The organism is Micromonospora sp. NPDC005174, assembly GCF_040608495.1.
GTDB lineage: Bacteria > Actinomycetota > Actinomycetes > Mycobacteriales > Micromonosporaceae > Micromonospora.
The window spans coordinates 13,058-31,024 of record NZ_JBEXIJ010000031.1 but is presented as its reverse complement, the minus strand read 5'-3'; the positions used below and the strand labels follow the sequence as shown (position 1 = coordinate 31,024).

17 protein-coding genes are annotated in these 17,967 nt (G+C 73.1%); 8 read left to right on the top strand and 9 right to left on the bottom strand.

What is annotated here, in order from left to right; all coding sequences use genetic code 11:
* Positions 1–8: 8 nt before the first annotated feature.
* Positions 9–1,052, bottom strand: a complete 1,044-nt coding sequence (gene nusA, locus ABZU91_RS26625; RefSeq protein WP_355245881.1) for a transcription termination factor NusA — start codon at positions 1,050–1,052, stop codon at positions 9–11.
* A complete protein-coding gene (gene rimP, locus ABZU91_RS26620; RefSeq protein ID WP_355245878.1) occupies positions 1,049–1,756 on the bottom strand; it encodes a ribosome maturation factor RimP in 708 nt (235 codons plus the stop codon). Before rimP ends, nusA begins: the two co-directional genes overlap by 4 nt.
* 230 nt (positions 1,757–1,986) lie before the next feature.
* Here rimP and ABZU91_RS26615 point away from each other — a divergent pair, with 230 nt between their 5' ends.
* The 7 genes from ABZU91_RS26615 to ABZU91_RS26585 all read left to right on the top strand — a co-directional run bounded on the left by ABZU91_RS26615 (position 1,987) and on the right by ABZU91_RS26585 (position 8,435).
* On the top strand, positions 1,987–2,439 hold the full coding sequence (locus tag ABZU91_RS26615; protein ID WP_355245990.1) for a hypothetical protein: 453 nt from the start codon (positions 1,987–1,989) through the stop codon (positions 2,437–2,439).
* The gene (locus tag ABZU91_RS26610; RefSeq protein WP_355245875.1) at positions 2,436–2,873 is read left to right on the top strand and encodes a ferritin-like domain-containing protein; all 438 of its coding nucleotides are present in this window, start codon (positions 2,436–2,438) and stop codon (positions 2,871–2,873) included. Before ABZU91_RS26615 ends, ABZU91_RS26610 begins: the two co-directional genes overlap by 4 nt.
* A 52-nt stretch (positions 2,874–2,925) precedes the next feature.
* Complete coding sequence (locus ABZU91_RS26605; RefSeq protein ID WP_355245872.1) at positions 2,926–3,528, top strand: PadR family transcriptional regulator; 603 nt, start codon at positions 2,926–2,928, stop codon at positions 3,526–3,528.
* A 17-nt stretch (positions 3,529–3,545) separates the two neighbouring features.
* On the top strand, positions 3,546–4,259 hold the full coding sequence (locus ABZU91_RS26600) for an ABC transporter ATP-binding protein (RefSeq protein WP_355245987.1): 714 nt from the start codon (positions 3,546–3,548) through the stop codon (positions 4,257–4,259).
* A gap of 17 nt (positions 4,260–4,276) precedes the next feature.
* Positions 4,277–7,051: an FtsX-like permease family protein gene (locus ABZU91_RS26595; RefSeq protein WP_355245869.1), complete on the top strand. Its 2,775-nt coding sequence runs from the start codon at positions 4,277–4,279 to the stop codon at positions 7,049–7,051.
* 91 nt (positions 7,052–7,142) lie between these two features.
* Positions 7,143–7,643 (top strand): nitroreductase/quinone reductase family protein, encoded by a 501-nt coding sequence (locus ABZU91_RS26590; protein WP_355245867.1) that lies wholly within the window; start codon positions 7,143–7,145, stop codon positions 7,641–7,643.
* A gap of 54 nt (positions 7,644–7,697) precedes the next feature.
* Positions 7,698–8,435, top strand: a complete 738-nt coding sequence (locus tag ABZU91_RS26585) for a nucleotidyltransferase domain-containing protein (protein ID WP_355245864.1) — start codon at positions 7,698–7,700, stop codon at positions 8,433–8,435.
* Between the two features lie 7 nt (positions 8,436–8,442).
* Here the strand turns inward: ABZU91_RS26585 and ABZU91_RS26580 are convergent, their stop codons facing one another.
* Together ABZU91_RS26580 and map are read right to left on the bottom strand one after the other, a co-directional pair.
* Complete coding sequence (locus tag ABZU91_RS26580; protein ID WP_355245861.1) at positions 8,443–9,156, bottom strand: VIT1/CCC1 transporter family protein; 714 nt, start codon at positions 9,154–9,156, stop codon at positions 8,443–8,445.
* A gap of 114 nt (positions 9,157–9,270) precedes the next feature.
* Complete coding sequence (gene map, locus ABZU91_RS26575; RefSeq protein ID WP_355245859.1) at positions 9,271–10,128, bottom strand: type I methionyl aminopeptidase; 858 nt, start codon at positions 10,126–10,128, stop codon at positions 9,271–9,273.
* A gap of 95 nt (positions 10,129–10,223) precedes the next feature.
* Here map and ABZU91_RS26570 point away from each other — a divergent pair, with 95 nt between their 5' ends.
* The gene (locus tag ABZU91_RS26570; RefSeq protein ID WP_355245856.1) at positions 10,224–10,538 is read left to right on the top strand and encodes an STAS domain-containing protein; all 315 of its coding nucleotides are present in this window, start codon (positions 10,224–10,226) and stop codon (positions 10,536–10,538) included.
* 17 nt (positions 10,539–10,555) lie between these two features.
* Here ABZU91_RS26570 and ABZU91_RS26565 read toward each other — a convergent pair whose 3' ends face one another.
* The 5 genes from ABZU91_RS26565 to ABZU91_RS26545 form a co-directional block, all read right to left on the bottom strand.
* Complete coding sequence (locus ABZU91_RS26565) at positions 10,556–14,215, bottom strand: SpoIIE family protein phosphatase (protein ID WP_355245853.1); 3,660 nt, start codon at positions 14,213–14,215, stop codon at positions 10,556–10,558.
* 196 nt (positions 14,216–14,411) lie between these two features.
* Positions 14,412–14,963: a pyridoxamine 5'-phosphate oxidase family protein gene (locus tag ABZU91_RS26560; RefSeq protein WP_355245850.1), complete on the bottom strand. Its 552-nt coding sequence runs from the start codon at positions 14,961–14,963 to the stop codon at positions 14,412–14,414.
* 47 nt (positions 14,964–15,010) lie between these two features.
* Positions 15,011–15,760 (bottom strand): gamma-glutamyl-gamma-aminobutyrate hydrolase family protein, encoded by a 750-nt coding sequence (locus ABZU91_RS26555; protein ID WP_355245848.1) that lies wholly within the window; start codon positions 15,758–15,760, stop codon positions 15,011–15,013.
* Entirely contained in the window at positions 15,757–16,524 is a 768-nt protein-coding gene (locus tag ABZU91_RS26550; protein ID WP_355245845.1) for a 3-oxoacyl-ACP reductase, read from the bottom strand. The genes ABZU91_RS26555 and ABZU91_RS26550 overlap by 4 nt, the downstream gene beginning before the upstream one ends.
* 5 nt (positions 16,525–16,529) lie before the next feature.
* The gene (locus ABZU91_RS26545; RefSeq protein ID WP_355245843.1) at positions 16,530–17,885 is read right to left on the bottom strand and encodes an aldehyde dehydrogenase family protein; all 1,356 of its coding nucleotides are present in this window, start codon (positions 17,883–17,885) and stop codon (positions 16,530–16,532) included.
* Between the last annotated feature and the right edge of the window lie 82 nt (positions 17,886–17,967).

Here is a 17,967-nt window from a genome sequence, read left to right as displayed (position 1 = left end):
GTCTACCCCTAGCTGCCCGAGATCGCGCCGCCCGGCTCCCGTACCTGATCCACGGCCCCGCGGGCGGCCGGCGCCGTCTGCTCCGCATCGGACCGAATATCGATCCGCCAACCGGTCAAGCGGGCAGCAAGGCGGGCATTCTGCCCCTCACGGCCGATGGCGAGCGACAGCTGGAAGTCCGGAACGGTCACCCGGGCAGCCCGTCCGGCCAGGTCCACGACCTCGACCCGCAGCGCCTTGGCCGGGGACAACGCGTTCCCGACGAAGGTGGCGGGGTCGTCCGACCAGTCGATGATGTCGATCTTCTCACCGTGCAGCTCGCTCATCACGGCACGCACCCGCTGACCCATCGGGCCGATGCAGGCGCCCTTGGCGTTCACACCGGGCGTGGTGGAACGGACGGCGATCTTCGTACGGTGACCTGCCTCACGGGCGATCGCGCCGATCTCGACGGTGCCGTCGGCGATCTCCGGGACCTCCAGCGCGAACAGCTTCTTGACCAGCGCCGGGTGCGACCGGGACAGGGTGATCTGCGGCCCGCGCATGCCCTTGGCCACGTGCACCACGACGCAGCGGACCCGCTCGCCGTGCGCGTACCGCTCGCCGGGCACCTGCTCGGACTGCGGCAGCACACCCTCGAGCTTGCCCAGGTCGACGCTGACGATGCCCTTCTCGATACGGGTCTCGTGCGCCTGCACCACGCCGGTGACCAGGTCACCCTCGCGGCCCACGTACTCGCCGAAGTGCACCTCGTCGGTGGCCTCCCGCAGGCGCTGGAGGATCACCTGCTTGGCGGTCATGGCGGCGATCCGACCGAAGTCGTGCGGGGTGTCGTCCCACTCCCGCACCAGCGAGCCGTCGTCGTCCATCTCCTGGGCGTACACCAGGGCCGCGCCGGACTTACGGTCGATCTCCACCCGGGCGTGCGGCTCGGCGCCGTCGGTGTGCCGGTAGGCGGTCAGCAACGCGGTCTCGATCGCCGCGAGGATCGTGTCGAACGGGATCTCCCGCTCGCGCTCGAGTGCGCGCAGCGCCGCGAGGTCGATGTTCACCTCTCCTCGTCCTCCACATCATCATCGTCGTCGATGTCGTCTGCATCGTCGTACTCGTCGGTCTCGTCGGTCTCGTCCGCGTCGTCGAGCTCGTCCGGCTCACCCAGCTCGGCGAGGCGGGTGAACTCGACCTGTACCCGTCCCGGGCCCAGCTGGTCGTACGCCCACCGGGCCTCGCCGCCGTCGGTCTCCAGTCGCACGCCCTCGTCGTCGGCCCCGACCACCCGGCCGGTCAGCTGGCGGTCCCCGGAGGGCTGCTCGCCGCGCTGGCCGGGCAGCGCGGCCGCGCCCCGGACGGTGACCTTGACCAGTCGGCCCACGTTGCGCCGCCAGTGCCGGGGCAGGGTGAGCGGCCGGTCCACGCCGGGCGAGCTGACCTCGAGCTGGTATTCCCCGGCCACGATGTCGCCGTCGGCCTCCTCGGCCGCGTCCAGCGCCTTGGAGACCGCGCGGGAGACGTCCGCGACGGCGTCCAGGTCGATCCCACCGTCCGCGTCCACGAGCACCCGCACCACGTGTCGGCGACCCGCCCGGGAGACCGACAGGTCCTCCAGGTCGTAGCCCACGTCGTTGACCACCGGCTCGATCACGGCCCGCAACCGGGTACGCCGGGCCGCGAGATCACCGCCGCCACGTGGACCGCGGGGGCCAGCCTCGTCGCGGGGTCGACCCGTCGACCTGGTGGCACGGCCACGCTGCGTCATCTGCGCACCCTCTCCCTGGTCGATGAGGGACGGTTGTCCCGCCATGCCGGCACGCCACCGGAGCGGACGCGCCGGTGGCTGCGCAGAGCGTAACGCGCCTGCCGGGCGGTGGACCGGGCGGCGCACCGACGCCCGTGGCCCCCACACCGGCCCCGATGGTGTTGACTTGCCCGGTGGGGATCGGCAGAAGGACATCGGGCGACCAAGTATCCGGACATTCTCGGCGAAAGATCCTGCGCGCCGGAATGCTCCTGGCGCTCGGCGGCGCGGCAGCGCCGCTGACAGGCTGTGATCTTTTCGACCGTGCGGACGAGCCGGAGCCGCCGCCGGACCCGTTGCGGCCGATGGTGGACGAGTCGCTGGGCCTCGCCGCGGCGTACCGGGCGAGCGCCCTGGCCCACCCGGACCTGGCCGACCGACTCAATCCCATCGCCGACACGCACACCGCGCACGCCACCGAGCTCGCCCGGATCGTCGGCGTCACCCTCGGATCCGCACCCGCCGTCGACCCGAGCGCCACTGCGGCGAGCGCGCCCGCCGCCGCGCTCGCCGCGCTGCGGGCGCGGGAGAAGGCCGCCCAGCAGTCCGCCACCGCCGCCTGTGCGGCGGCGCCCGCCGAGCGGGCAGCGTTGCTCGGGTCGATCGTCGCGGCGCGGGCCACCCACCAGGAGGCACTGAAGTGAGGCAGTCCACCGCCGAGGAGGCCCTCGGCGCCGCCCTCGCCGCCGAGTACGCGGCCATCTACGCCTACGGGCGGATCGGCGTCCGACTCACCGGCGCCGCACGTGACGCCGCCCATCAGGCGGAGGCCGCGCACCGACGCCGGCGCGACGCGCTGGTGGTTCAGTTGAGCACGTCGGGGGGCACCGTGCCACCGGGTCGGGCCGGGTACGCGCTGCCGTTCCCCGTCACCGACCGGGCGAGCGCGTTACGGCTGGCGGTCGAGGTGGAGGAGCGCACCGCGGCGCACTGGCGGGCCGCGTTGGCGTCCACCACCGGTGCCGACCGTGACCGGGCGCTGGCGGCGCTCGTCGAGTACGCCGTGCGGGCCACCCGGTGGCGCAAGACCGCCGGGGTGACCCCACCGACTGTCGCTTTTCCCGGTCGCCCGACCTGAACCGATCCGCCCCGGTTGCGGAGCCCATACCAGGTATGCATACTCCGTTGCCATGTCCATCCGTCACGGGCTGCTCGCCCTCCTCGAACGCGGCCAGATGTACGGCTACCAGCTGCGCGCCGCATTCGAGGAGTCGACCGGCTCGACCTGGCCGCTGAACATCGGGCAGGTCTACACCACGCTGGCCCGGCTGGAACGGGACGGTCTGGTGCGCCCGTTGCCGGAGAGCGAGGCCGGGCAGCGCCCGTACGAGATCACCGACGCCGGGCGGGCGGACCTCGCGCTGTGGTTCGCCACGCCGATCAGCCGCACCGACCGCCCGCGTGACGAGCTGGCGATCAAACTGGCCCTGGCGCTCACCACCCCCGGCGTGGACGTCCGCTCGGTGGTGCAGGGCCAGCGCAGCGCGACGATGCGCGCGTTGCAGGAGTTGACCCGGTTGAAGTACGGCAGCAACCGACCGGAGGACCTGCCGTGGCGGCTGGTCCTGGACTCGATGGTGTTCCAGGCCGAGGCCGAGGTGCGTTGGCTGGACCATTGCGAGAGCAGTCTGGTGCGGCACCAGCCCGGCGGCCCACCGCCGCAACCATCCCGACCGGCCGCCGGTGCGGCGTCCGACGCCGCACGGTGGGCCGACGAGGAGGCGCTACGGTGAGCGGATCGGACGACGCGGTGCTCGAGCTACGCGCCGTCCACCGCACCCACGGGGTCGGCCCGGCGGCGGTACACGCGCTGCGCGGTGTCAGCCTGGTCGTCCGGCCCGGCGAGCTGGTCGCCGTGATGGGCCCGTCCGGCTCCGGAAAGTCGACGCTGCTGGCCCTCGCCGGCGGCCTCGACCGCCCGACCCGCGGGGACGTCCGGGTGGAGGGGCAGCCGCTCGGCGCGCTGGACCGCCGGGGGCTGGCCCAGCTACGCCGACGCCGCATCGGCTACATCTTCCAGCACCTCAACCTGCTGGGCAGCCTGAGCGCGCTGGAGAACGTGGCGCTTCCACTGGAGCTCGACGGCGTCGGCGGCCGGCGGGCCAGGACGGCCGCGCTGACCGCGCTGACCGAGGTGGGTCTACCGGCGTTGGGGGACCGCTTCCCCGACCAGCTCTCCGGTGGGCAGCAGCAGCGGGTGGCCATCGCCCGGGCGCTCGTCGGCGAGCGACGGCTGGTGCTCGCCGACGAACCCACCGGGGCGCTCGACTCGCAGACCGGCGAGGCGGTGCTGCACCTCCTGCGCCGCCGTGTCGACGCGGGCGCCGCCGGCATCCTGGTCACCCACGAGGCGCGACACGCCGGCTGGGCCGACCGGGTGGTGTTCCTGCGCGACGGCGTGCTGGTCGACACGACGGCGCCGCTGGGCAGCGTCGAGCAACTCCTCTCCGGCAGCGACCGTTGACCCTGCGCCGGACGCCGGTGACACGCGGCCGCGTCGACGCGCCGGCCGGCCCGCCGACACCGCTCGAACCCGGACGACGGCGACGGCTCGCCGAGCTGACCGGCTCGTGGCGGGCGGCGCTGCGGATCGCCCGCCGGGAGTCGCGGCGGGCGCGGCGGCGTACCGCCCTGGTGCTGGCGATGATCGCGCTTCCGGTGCTGGTGCTGGCCTTCCTGGCGGCGAGCTACGACATGGCCGAGCTGACGCCGCAGGAACAGCTCGACCGCCGACTGGGCGTCGCCGACGCGGAGCTGCGCTGGTTCGCCGACACCCCGGTCGTGCAGGACGAGTGGGGTGACACCTGGCATCCCCGTGACGACGGCCGGTCGGTGCTGGCCCGTCCGACCACCGCCGACGAGGTGACCGCGTTGCTCGGCCCCGGCAGCCGGGTCACCGAGATACGTGCCGGCAGCCCGGTGACGGTGCGGGGTCCGCGCGGCGACGAGACCCTCCAGGCATGGATCCTCGACCTCACCGACCCGCTGGCCCGCGGCCTGGTGCGGTTCCGCTCGGGGCGGGCGCCGCAGCAAGCCGGAGAGGTCGCGCTGAGTCCGACAGCGCTGCGCCGGCTCGACGGACGCCTCGGCGAGGCGGTGCCCACCGCCGACCGGAGCCGGACGTACACGGTGGTCGGTGTGGTCGAGTTCCCTGACGACCTCGGCCCGGTGATCGCGCTGCACCCGGCGGCCGTCGGCCGGGCCGATACCCAGCCGGACAGTCGCTGGCTGATCGACGTGCCCGGCACCGTCGACGCGGCGATGGTCGCCCGCCTCAACGAACGCGGAGTCGTGGTGGCGCCTCGCCACGTGCCGGCTTCGACGACGTCCTCCCGGACCTTCATCGGGTACGTCGGGCCCGCCGACACCAGCGACCTGAGCACGATGGTGCTGATCGCCGGGCTGGGGTTGCTGGAGGTGGTGCTCCTGGTCGGGCCGGCGTTCGCGGTGGGGGTGCGCCGTCGACGCCGGGATCTGGCGCTGGTCGCGGTGGCCGGCGGGGACGCGGCCCACCTGCGTCGGGTCGTACTCGCCGACGGGGTGGTGCTGGGCGTGCTGGGCGCCGTGGCCGGCCTGCTGCTCGGTGTCGGAGCGGCGTTCGCCGGACGTCCCGTCATGGAGCAGTACGTGTTCGGAGCACGCTTCGGCGCGTACCGCTGCTGGCCGCTGGCCTTGGTCGTGCTCGGCGGGGTCGCGGTGCTGGCCGGGGTGCTGGCGGCGTTGGCGCCGGCCTGGACGGCGGCCCGGCAGGACGTCATGGCCGGGCTCGCCGGTCGACGGACCCCTCCCCCGCCCCGGGCCCGCGCGCTCGTCAGCGGACTGGTGCTGGTTGTCGGCGGGGCGGCGCTCGCGGCATTCGGGGCCACCCGGACGTCCCCCGCGGTGATCCTGGCCGGTCTGATCCTCGGTGAGCTGGGCCTGGTCTGTTGCACACCCACCCTGATCGGCGGGCTCGCCCGGCTCGGCCGGGTGCTGCCGCCGGCGCCTCGGATCGCGCTGCGCGACGCGAGCCGTAACCGGGCCGCCGCGGCGCCGGCGATCTGCGCCGTGATGGCGGCGGTGGCCGGCAGCGTCGCGCTCGGCGGCTACGTGGCCAGCGACGCGGTCCGCGACGCCCGTACCTATCAGCCGCTGCTGCCCACCGGTCACGTCCTGGTCAACCGCAATGACCCGGCCCTGCGACCGGAACCGACGTTGGAGCAGGTCAGCACCGCCGCCCGGGAACACCTCGGTGCCAGTGCCGTCGCCCTGGTGCAGGCCACGGCCTGCCCGTCGGCCGACGGCCCGGCCAGCTACTGCTCCGTCGTACCGGAACTTCCGCCGGATCGCGCCTGCCCCTTCCAACCCGGGGACAACCTGTCCGCGACCCAACGCCGGCAGGCGCTGGCCGACCCGCGCTGCCGGGACCGCGCGGCGGACTACTTCGGGAGCTACGTGCAGACGCTCGTGGACGACGGCAGCGCGCTGCCGCTGCTCACCGGCGCCGACCCGGCGGCGACCACCGCCGCCACCGCCGTGCTGCACGCCGGGGGCGTGGTGGTGACCGATCCGCGCTACCTGCACGACGGCCTGGTGACCGTGCAGGTGAACGAGGTACGGGCCGGCCGGGACGAGGCAACCACCAGGCGACGGGACCTGCCCGGGTACGCCCTGACGCCGCCGAGCGGCCAGCCTCGCCTCCTGCTGTCCGCTTCGGCGGCCCGGCAGCTCGCCCTGAAGCCGGTCTCGAACGGTTGGGTGGTCGACACCTCGACGCCGCCCAGTCAACGTCGCCAGGACCGGTTCACCGCCGACCTGCGGGCCTTCGGAACGTTCTCTCTCCAGGTGGAGGAGGGTGCCGCCCCCCGCGACGACTCACCTCTACTCCTGCTGCTCGCCGCCGCGGCAGGGGTGATCACGATGGGCGCGGCCGGGATCGCCACGGCGCTCGCCGCCGCCGAGGGCCGTGCCGAGCTGTCCACGCTCGCAGCGGTCGGCGCGGCCCCCGCCGTACGACGACTGCTGGCGATTTGCCAGGCCGGGGTGATCGCGGGTCTCGGTTCGGTGCTCGGCATCGTGGCCGGTCTCGGCACCGCGGCGATCGTGCTGTTCTCGGCGAACCGGGAGTACGCCACGGCCTGGCCGGCGCTGGAGCCGTACCCGTACCTGGTGCCGTGGCCGGCGCTGGGCGTCCTGGTGCTGGTGCCGGTGGTGGCGATGCTCGGCGCGGGCCTGTTCACGCGGGCGGGGCTGCCGATCGAACGCCGCCTGGACTGAACCGAGCCACCCCGGGGCCGTGGGGTCCTGGGGCCGGAACTGGACCGTCCGGGGGTGCCGTCGGGGCGGGTCAGCCGGCAGACTGATCCGCGTGTCAGCGCTCGCTACCCTCACCCGTCGGCTCGGCCACCACCGCTGGTTCGGCACCGCCGCCCGCCTGCTGGTTCCCGCCGACCGGATCGTCGGCCGGCTCACCCGAGGACGGGTGGTGGCCCTCGGCCTGCTCCCGTCGCTGGTGATCACCACGACCGGCCGGCGGTCCGGCAAGCCGCGCAGCAACCCCCTGCTCTACGTGCCCGACGGCGACGCGTACGTGGTGATCGGCTCCAACTGGGGGCAGACCCACCAGCCCGGTTGGGCCATGAACCTGCTCGCCGACCCGGCCGCCGAGGTGGACGTCAAGGGTCGCCGCCTGCCGGTGCGGGCCGAGCCGGCCACCGGAGCCGAACGGGATCGCCTGTGGGACCTGCTCGTCGCCCAGTGGCCGGCGTACCGCACGTACGTCGAGCGGGCCGGCGGCCGCGAGATCCGGATCTTCCGGCTGGTGCCGACCGGGCGCGGCGGCCCGGCCGGCCCGTCGTCGGCTGGCTAGGCTGACGCCAACCCCGACGGGGAGGTGTGACCTGAGCGCACAGAGGTGTGACCCGTGAGCGCGAGCAGCGAGCGGTCCGATGTCGACCGGGGCGGTGACGACCGGCGGTGGTCGGTGGCGGAGCGGGTCGCCGAGGCGATCCGGCGGCGGTTCCCGGCCGATGTGCTGGCGATCGCGGTCCACGGCCCTCTGGCGCACGGCGACGACGACGGTGGCGGGGACGGCGAGGTGGGGATGCTGGTGGTCACCTACCGGCCGGGTGGCGGTCCGCCGCCGGCGACCCGACGGGTGGACGGGGTGCTTGTCGACCTCACCGTGGCGGCCGCCGACGACTACCTCGGACAGGCCCGGACGCTCACCCCGTTGTGGCCGCTGACGGCTGACCGGTACGTCACCACCCGATCGCTGTACGACCCGACGGGCTGGCTGCGGACGTTGCGGGACGAGCACCTGAGCCGACTCGCCCGTGCCCGGCCGGCGGAGTTCAGCACGGCGGCGCGGCAGGCCTGGTACCGGGGCAGTGCGGCGCACTCCCGGGCCGCCCGCCTGGCCGAGTGGTACGAGACCGACCAGGCGCTGCTGATGCTCGGTGAGGCACGGTTGGCGGCCGCGACGGTGACCGGCCTGCTGGGCCGCACCTACTACCGGGATCCCGGTGACGCGGTCCGGCGCACGGGCCTGGCCGGCGCGGACATGACCGAGGTCGGTGTGGTGCTGGCGCGGCAGGCAGACGAGCTGGCGGCGCGTGGCCGCCCGGTCGACGGCACGATCGACGAACTGCTCGGCGGGTGAGCGGGCGTCACAGCCCGCCCTGCACCCCGATCAGAGAGCCGACGAGGTAGGTGGCCCCGGCCGCGGCGGCGCCCAGCACGAGTTGACGTAGGCCGCTGGTCCACCAGGGTCGGCTGGTGAACCGGGCCACCACCGCACCGGCGGCGAACAGCCCGAGCCCGCCGACGGCGAGTGCAAGCCAGAGTTCGGTGGCGCCGAGCAGGTACGGCAGCAGTGGGACCAGCGCCCCCACCGAGAAGAACACGAACGAGGAGACCGCCGCCGCCCACGGGCTGGGCTGGTCGTCGGGGTCGACGCCCAACTCCTCGCGGACGTGTACCCGCAGCGCCTCCTCCGGGTCGCGCCGTACCGCCTCGGCGACCTGCGTGGCGAGGTCGCGGGGCAGTCCTCGCGCCACCCAGGCGTCGGCCAGCTCGCGCGCCTCGGCCTCGGGGTGCCGTTCCAGCTCGCGCCGCTCCTTGGCGACCTCGGCGGCGACCTGCTCGTTGGCCGAGCGCACGCTGGTGTACTCGCCGAGTCCCATCGAGATCGCGCCGGCCACCAGGCCCGCGGTGCCGGTGAGCACGATGCTGTGCGGCGAGACGCCACCGCCACCGACGCCGGCGATCAGGGCGATGTTGGTGACCAGGCCGTCCATCGCGCCGAAGACGGCCGGGCGCAGCCAGCCGCCGGAGACGTCCGCGTGGTGGGCCTCGCGCAGCGCGGCGGGAGTGTCCGTCACGGCGTCTGCCCTTCGTTCGCGACTGCGGGACTCCGCTTCGCTGCGTTCCGCGCGCTCACGGCGCTTGCCCTTCGTTCGCGACTGCGGGACTCCGCTTCGCTGCGTTCCTCGCGCTCACGGAAGCGTCAGGATCTCGTGGCCGTCGTCGGTGACGACGATGGTGTGCTCGAACTGGGCGGTCCACCTGCGGTCCTTGGTGACCACCGTCCACCCGTCGTCCCACATGTCGTACTGGTAGGTGCCGAGGGTGATCATCGGCTCGATGGTGAAGGTCATCCCCGGTTCCATGATGTCGGTCGGGCGAGGGCTGTCGTAGTGCGGCACGTAGAGACCGCTGTGGAAGGTCTCGCCGATCCCGTGGCCGGTGAAGTCGCGGACCACGCCGTAGCCGAACCGCTTGGCGTACGACTCGATGACGCGACCGACCACGTTGATCTGGCGACCCGGGGCTACCGCGCGGATGCCACGCATCATCGCCTCGTGGGTGCGTTCGACGAGCAGCCGGGCTTCCTCGCTGACCTCGCCGACGCAGAAGGTGGCGTCCGTGTCACCGTGCACCCCGCCGATGTACGCGGTCACGTCGACGTTGATGATGTCGCCGTCGCTCAGGATGGTGGAGTCCGGGATGCCGTGGCAGATGACCTCGTTGAGGCTGGTGCAGCAGGACTTGGGGTAGCCCCGGTAGCCGAGCGTCGACGGGTACGCGTCGTGGTCGCAGAGGAACTCGTGCACCACGCGGTCGATCTCGTCGGTGGTGACGCCGGGCTTGCAGTGCTCGCCGGCGAGCTGCGTCGCCTGGGCGGCGAGCCGGCTGGCGATCCGCATCTTCTCGATGGTCTCCGGCGTCTGCACGTGCGAGCCGCGCCACGGCCGGGGGCCCTTCTTACCCACGTACTCCGGGCGGGGAATATGAGTGGGCACCGGTCGCGTCGGGGAGAGCGTTCCTGGGGTCAGCGGCGCACGGACGGTCATGCCGCAAGCCTATCGCCGCAGCGGTCGGTGACCTGTGCCACGGCCGGGCGGGAGCGGTTGTTGCCCTGCCAGGTCGGCTGTGCCATGGTGTCAGCGTGGATCAAGGGGGAGCACCACCCGTCTTCTCCGCCCGCGCGGAGATCGACGGGGAGCACCTCCACGTGGTGGTGACCGGCGAGGTCGACATGGCGACGGCCGACACGATGCTGCAGACCGCCCTGCGCGATCCGGCCAGCCGGATGACCCTCGACCTGCGCGCGGTGACGTTCTTCGACTCGGCAGCCATCCACGCCCTGGTCCGGCTCACCCAGCAGTTCTCGGGCGCGCTCGCCGTGCTGCCGTCCCGGCAGGTACGCCGCGTGCTGGAGATCTCCGGCCTGGGCGACCAGACCTGGCTCGACCCGGTCTGACCTGCGGGCGCGCGGGGTCAGCCCTGCAACTGCCGCCGCAGCGTCACCTCGGTGCCCTCGTCGGTACGCCGCACCATCAGGTCACCCAGTGCCTTGATCAGCGACAGTCCGCGCCCCCGGAACCCGGAGTCGGTGGACTCCCGCCACTGTCCGGTGTCGCGCACGGTGGCGATCACCGTCTGGTCCTCGATGGCGACCTCCACGGTGATCATCGCCTCGGCGGGGTGGACGGGGTGCTCGATGGCGTTCGCGGCGGCCTCGGAGACCGCCACGGTCAGGTCGAACAGGTCGGTCTCGCCGACGTCGTGCGCGACGAGGAAGTCCTCCAGACGCTTGCGGAGCACGCTCAGCCGCGTCGGGTCGGCCGGCAGCCGCAACACCAACCGGTTCAGCTCCGCCGCCTCCACGGCGAGCACCGCCACGTCGTCGCGGCGCGGTCGCCCGGCGACCCGCTCGACCACCGCGTCGATCAGATCCGCCACGTGCTCGCCGGGAACGGCCGCGTCGACGCGTAGCTGGGCCAGCGCGGCGTCGATGCCGAGCTGGCGGTCCTCGATCAACCCGTCGGTGTAGAGCAGCAGCCGGCTCCCCGGGGACAGCTCCCCCTCCACGGTCCGGTAGGTGGCACCGGGGATCGCGCCGACGGGCGGGCCGAGCGCGCGGTCGTGCAGGAACGCCACGTCGTCTCCTCGGATCAGCAGGGGGGACGGGTGGCCGGCGCTGGCGTAGCGCAGCCGACCGGTACGAGGGCTGAACAGCAGGCAGAGCACCGTCGCGAACGACGACTCCTCGGTGGACCCGACCAGCCGGTTGAGGCGGCTCAGCGACTCGCCCGGGTCGAAGCCCTCCAGCAGGTACGCCCGCAGCGCGTTACGCAACTGCCCCATCGCCGCTGCGGCCTGGACGCCCTTGCCGACCACGTCGCCGATGACCAGCACCAGGTTGTCGCCGTCGAGCACGAGCGCGTCGTACCAGTCCCCACCGACCTCGACGTCGGCGCTGCCCGGCAGGTAACGGCTCGCGACGACCGCGCCCGGCAGCTGCGGCAGCGACCTCGGCAGCAGACTGTGCTGCAACGTGGTGGCGATGCGGTGTTCGGCCTCGTAGAGCTGGGTGTTCTCCAGTCGGACACCGACCAGTCGGGCCAGCTGGGTGAGCGCCGCATCGTCGGCCTGCGCGTCGTCGTCCGCGGTTCGCCAGACCCGCAGCTCGCCGAGCTGCTCGCGGCCGGTCCCGGTCAACGGAGCCACGAACGTCGGCTCGGTGGGAGTGTCACCGCCGGCGTCGGCCTCGAACCGGGAGCCCGCCGCGCTCACCACGACCCGGGCCGCCTCGGCGAGGCTGAGCGCGTGCCGGGCGGCGACCTGGAGCACGTCGCCGGTCGAGCGTGCCGTGTTGACCGCCACCGCCGCGTCGGCCAGGGCCCGGAGGCGACGGATGATCTGCCCGCGCAGCTGGCCCAGCTCGACGTTGGACCGGACCCGGGCGATCAGCTCCTGTCCGGAGAACGGCTTGGTCAGATAGTCGTCGGCACCGGCGGCGAGGCCGGCGACCGCCTCCGCGGAGCCGGCGCGGGCGGAGAGCAGCACGATCGGCACATCGCGGGTACGAGGGTCCGCGCGCAGCGCGCCGACCAGACCGAACCCGTCCAACCGGGGCATCATCACATCGCTGAGCACCAGGTCGAACCCACCCGCACGGGCCAGCGTCAGCGCTTCCAGCCCGTCGCTCGCGGTGACCACCTCCCAGGTCGGCGAGAGCAACCGGGTGACGTGCTCGCGCAGGTCGACGTTGTCGTCGACGACCAGGATGCGGCCGGTGGAGGCGGCGGAAGCCGGCTGGCGCACGGCCTCGGTGAGAGTGCCCTCGTCGGCCCACCGGGCCGTCTCCGCCACGAAGAGCCGGGCCTGCTCGGGCTCACCCGTCGGCAGGGGGGCGAACGGGGCCACCCGGTCGGCCGGCAGGTGCGCCGACCCCAACGGAACGGTCACCGTGAAGGTGCTGCCCTCGTCGATTTGGCTGGTCAGCCCAACCTCACCGCCGTGCATCTCGACCAGCTCACGGACCAGCGCCAGCCCGATGCCGGTGCCCTCGTGGGTACGGGAGCGCGCGCCGGGCACCCGGTGGAAACGCTCGAAGACGTGCGGCACCTCGGCCGGAACGATCCCGACGCCGGTGTCGACGACATCCAGGCGGGCCAGGCCGTCGTCGGCCCGGACCCGCACCCGGATCTCGCCGTCGAAGGTGAACTTCACGGCGTTCGACACCAGGTTGAGGACGATCTTCTCCCACATGTCCCGGTCGACGAAGACCGGCGCGGGCAGCGGCGGGCAGTCCACGACCAGGCGCAGGCCGGCGCGCTCGATGGCCGAGCGGAAGGTGCTGGCCAGCCGGGCGGTGTAGCCGGCCAGATCGGTCGGCTGGTAGCGGGCGGCGAGCCGGCCGGATTCCAGCCGGGAGAAGTCGAGCACGGTGTTGACCAGCTTGAGCAGCCGCAACGCGTTGCGGTGCATCATCACGAGCCGCTCGGTGTGCGCGGCGGGCAGTTCCGGGTCGGCCAGCAGTTCCTCAAGCGGGCCGAGCACCAGGGTCAACGGCGTACGGAACTCGTGACTGACGTTGGCGAAGAAGTTGGTCTTCGCGCGGTCGAGCGCGGCCAGCTCGGCGGCCCGGGCGCGCTCCTGCTCGTACGCCCGCTGGGTGCCGACCGCCCGGGACACCTGCGCGGCCACCAGGTCGAGGAAGTCGCGGTACTCGTCGCCGAGCGGCAACAGCCGGGCCACGCCGACGACGAGCGCGCCGACCGTCTCGTTGGTCGCCTTGACGGGCAACACCAGTGCCACGTCGGCCGCATCGGCCGGTCGCCGCACGAGGAGGTCGCGCACCTGCATGGTGGCGGGAACGCCCTCGGCGACCAGCCCGGCGAACCTGTCCGGCGTGACGGCGACCGCCGCCGGGTCGACGCCACTGGCCCCGGTCAGCCGGAACGCGCCCGTGCCGTCGGCCAGATAGATCAGCGCGAAGGGCACGTCGGCGGAGTGCCGGCCGAGCACGTCGGCGGCCGTCCGGCCCAGCTCCCCTGCGCTGCTCACGTCGGCCAGCTCGGCGCCCAACTCCGACAACGTCCGCAGTCGGCGTTCACCGACCACCCGACCGGTGGTCTCGTTGACGATGCAGTACACGCCGCTGACCGAGCCGTCGGCGCCGCGGATCGGGTCGTACGAGACGTCGAAGTAGGTCTGCTCGACGAAGCCGGAACGGTCCAACAGGAAGGGGTGGTCGGCGCCACGGTAGGAGAGCCCCGTGCTGCGGACACCTTCGAGCAGCGGACCGAGGACGTCCCACGTCTCGGCCCAGTTGTGTCGGGCCGGCTGACCGAGCACCTGCGGGTGCTTGCTGCCGATGGTCGGCCGGTACGCGTCGTTGTAGAAGGCGAGATGGTCGTCGCCCCAGAACATGACGATCTGCGCGCTGGAGGAGAGCATCATGCCGACCGCGCTGGCCAGCGCCACCGGCCAGCGGGACGGGCTACCCAGTGGTGCGGTCGACCAGTCGAAGGCGCGGAGCCGTTCGCCCAGCTCGCCGCCGTTCGCGAAGGCGGCTGACAGCAGCGCGGGGACCTGCCGGCCGTCCGCGAAGGAATGCCCCGCGTCCGCGCCCCCCTGGGCCGAGCTCATGCAGCCTCCCCCGCTTCGGCCGTACCCCACAGCCGTTGATCTTCATGCGCCGTGCCCCGACTTGTACCCCGGCGGACCAGCAACGTAACGCATGACGACCCGCGGACGCTGGTTACGTGCACTCCGGTGGTCGACGACCCGACAGCACGGGGGCGGACGCGGACCACCCAAGGGGGCGCACAACGGCCCTGAGCACTTAGAAGACCGGCAATCCGTCGATGCTCGCGGCATTCCTGGTGGCCCGGTAGGTCACCAGATCGTCGGTCGTGCGGCGGGAGTGTGCGGTGAGTAACAGGTCGCGTTCCGCACGGTAGTCCATCAGGGGCACCGAGTAGCCGCAGGAGTCGCTGACCCGCTGGACGTCGACGGTGATGACGGCCCGCACGGCGTGCACGTCGGGTGGCGCGGGAAAGTCGGCGAGACGGTCGGCGAAGCCCGCCTCGGTCACCGCAACGCTGTGGCCCCTGCCGTGCAGACGCACGATCTTCGGCGGACCGTCGAACGCGCAGAACATCACCGTGATGCGGCCGTTGTCCCGCAGGTGGGCGATGGTCTCCGCACCGCTGCCGTGGTAGTCGAGGTAGGCCACCCGGTGCGGGCCGAGGACCACGAGCGTGCCCGCCATGCCCTTCGGTGAGACATTGACATGCCCCTCGGGACCGGAGGGCGCGGTGGCGACGAAGAAGACCGGCTGGGCCGCGATGAACTCCCGCAGACGATCGTCGATCTCCGGATAGACCTTACCCATGCGCTGATCCTCCCACTGGTCGTCCTACACGACGGGGGCGACCTGCGTCACACGGCCGTCGACCCGGTCGCGCGTACCCCCTCGTCGCGGTCACCCACCGACGGACCGGACGGCCCGGCGGCCCGGACCAGCGCGGTGATCGGGCGCGGGTCCGGCTCGTTCTCCGGATGCCACTGCACCCCGAGCACGAACGGACGGCCCGGGTCCTCCACCGCCTCGATCACGCCGTCGCCCGCCCAGCCGGTCACCGCGAGCCGGCCCGGGGTGGCGACCGCCTGATGGTGGTACGAGTTGACCTGCCCCACCCCGGCCATGGTGCGCGCCGCCAGGCTGCCCGGCGCGAACCGCACCGGGTGCGTGCCGTAGACCCCCGGTGCCGGACGGTGCGCCTCGGAGCCCAGCACGTCGGGCAGGTGCTGGTGGAGGGTGCCGCCGTACGCGACGGCGAGCAACTGCATTCCCCGGCAGACGCCCAGCACGGGCAGGTCGGCGGCGAGGGCCGCCGTCAGGAGGGTCAGCTCACCGGCGTCCCGGTCCGGCCGGTCCTCGGTCCGCGGGTGCGGCTGCTGGCCGTACCGACCCGGGCCCACGTCCGCGCCCCCGGCCAACAGCAGCCCGTCGAGGACCGCCAGCACGTCGGCGTCGCAGTCGTCCGGGGGCAGCACCACCGCCCGGCCTCCGGCGGCGGTCACCGCCCGCACGTACGCCGCAGGCACCAGGACCGCCCGCACACCACGCCAGACGGCCCAGTCGGCGGGCTCGACGTACGCGCTGATCCCGATCAGGGGCCTTCTCATAAGGGAGTGACGTACGCGCCGGTGATCCCGCCGTCGACGACGAACTGCGCGGCGGTCATGAAGGACGCGTCGTCGCTGGCCAGGAAGGCCACCGCGGCGGCGATCTCCTCCGGCTCACCGAACCGACCCATCGGCACGTGCACCAGCCGGCGGGCGGCCCGCTCGGGATCGGCGGCGAACAACTCCAGCAGCAGCGGCGTGGCCACCGGGCCGGGACAGAGCGCGTTGACCCGGATGCCCTCGCGGGCGAACTGCACGCCCAACTCGCGGGTCATCGCCAACACGCCGCCCTTGCTCGCGGTGTACGCGATCTGCGACGTCGCCGCTCCCATCAACGCGACGAACGAGGCCGTGTTGATGATCGAGCCCTTGCCCTGCCGCCGCATGTGCGGGATCGCGTACTTGCAGCACAGGTAGACGCTCGTGGTGTTGACGCGCAGCACCCGCTGCCACGCGTCCAGGCCGGTGTCCAGGATGGAGTCGTCGTCCGGCGGTGAGATGCCGGCGTTGTTGAACGCGATGTCGACCCGCCCGTGCCGCTCGGCCACCCCGTCGAACAGGTCACGTACCGCCGCCTCGTCGGCGACGTCGGCGCGGACGAACTCGCCGCCGCACTCCTGGGCGGCCTTCTCGCCCGCCGCCGCGTCGATGTCGACGCAGACCACCCGCGCCCCCTCGGCGGCGAACCGCCGGACGGTGGCCAACCCGATGCCGCTGCCCGCGCCGGTGACCACGGCCACCCGGTCCTGCAACCGACCCTGCACTGGCCTCACTCCTTCGTCGCGATGAACACGTTCTTGACGTCGGTGAAGGAATGCAGCGCGTCCGGGCCCAGCTCGCGGCCGAGTCCGGAGCGCTTCATCCCGCCGAACGGGGTCCAGTAGCGCACCGAGGAGTGCGAGTTGACACTGAGGTTGCCCGAGTCGACCGCCCGGGCCATCCGCAGCGCGCGCCCGACGTCCCGGGTCCAGATGGAGCCGGAGAGGCCGTACTCGGTGTCGTTGGCGAGCCGGACCGCGTCGGCCTCGTCGTCGAACGGCAGCACCGAGACCACCGGCCCGAAGATCTCCTCCCGCCAGTGCCGGTCGGCGGGCGAATCGGCCAGCAGCACGGTCGGCGCGTGCCAGAAGCCGGCGCCGTCGGGGCACGAGCCGGCGAAGGCGACAGTCGCGCCGGTCACGTAACCGGCGACCCGGTCCCGCTGGGCCGCCGAGATCAACGGGCCCATCTCCGCGGTGTCGCGGGACGGGTCCTCGACCCGCACCGCACGTACCGCTGGTTCGAGCAGTTCCAGGAACCTGTCGTACACCGGGCGTTGGACCAGGATGCGCGACCGCGCGCAGCAGTCCTGGCCGGCGTTGTCGAAGACCGCGCCGGGCGCGGTCGCGGCGGCGGTTTCCAGGTCGGCGTCGGCGAACACGATGTTGGCGCTCTTGCCGCCCAACTCCAGGGTGAGGCGCTTCACCTGGGCGGCGCAGCCGGCCATGATGCGCGTGCCCACCTCGGTGGAGCCGGTGAAGCAGATCTTGCGGACGGCCGGGTGGCTGACGAACCGCTCCCCCACCACCGAGCCCTGACCCGGCAGCACGGTGAACACGTCGTCGGGCAGGCCGGCCTCGCGGGCCAGCTCGGCCAGGCGCAGCGCGGTGAGCGGGGTCAGCTCGGCGGGCTTGAGCACCACGGTGTTGCCGGCGGCGAGCGCCGGGGCGAACCCCCAGGCGGCGATCGGCATCGGGAAGTTCCACGGCACGATCACGCCGACCACGCCGAGCGGCTCGTGGAAGGTGATGTCCAGGCCACCGGGTACGGGGATCTGCCGGCCGGTCAACCGCTCCGGCGCGCCCGCATAGTAGTCCAGCACGTCACGGACGTTGCCGGCCTCCCAGCGGGCGTTGCCGATGGTGTGCCCGGAGTTACTGACCTCCAACAGGGCCAGCTCGTCCAGATGCGCGTCGACAACCGAGGCGAATCGTCGCAGCAACCGCCCCCGGTCCCCCGGCCCGACCGCACGCCACGTCTCGAACGCGGCAGCGGCACGCGAGATCGCCGCGTCGACGTCCGCCTCCGAGGCCCCGGGAACCTCCCGAAACCCCTTTCCGGAAGCCGGGTCAACAATCACACTCACGCGCCCCACCCCTCGCCCAATCCCCGCGATCTTGCAGTTTCTGTGCCGACATAAGCCGCGAGTCATCCCAGACCAACGACAG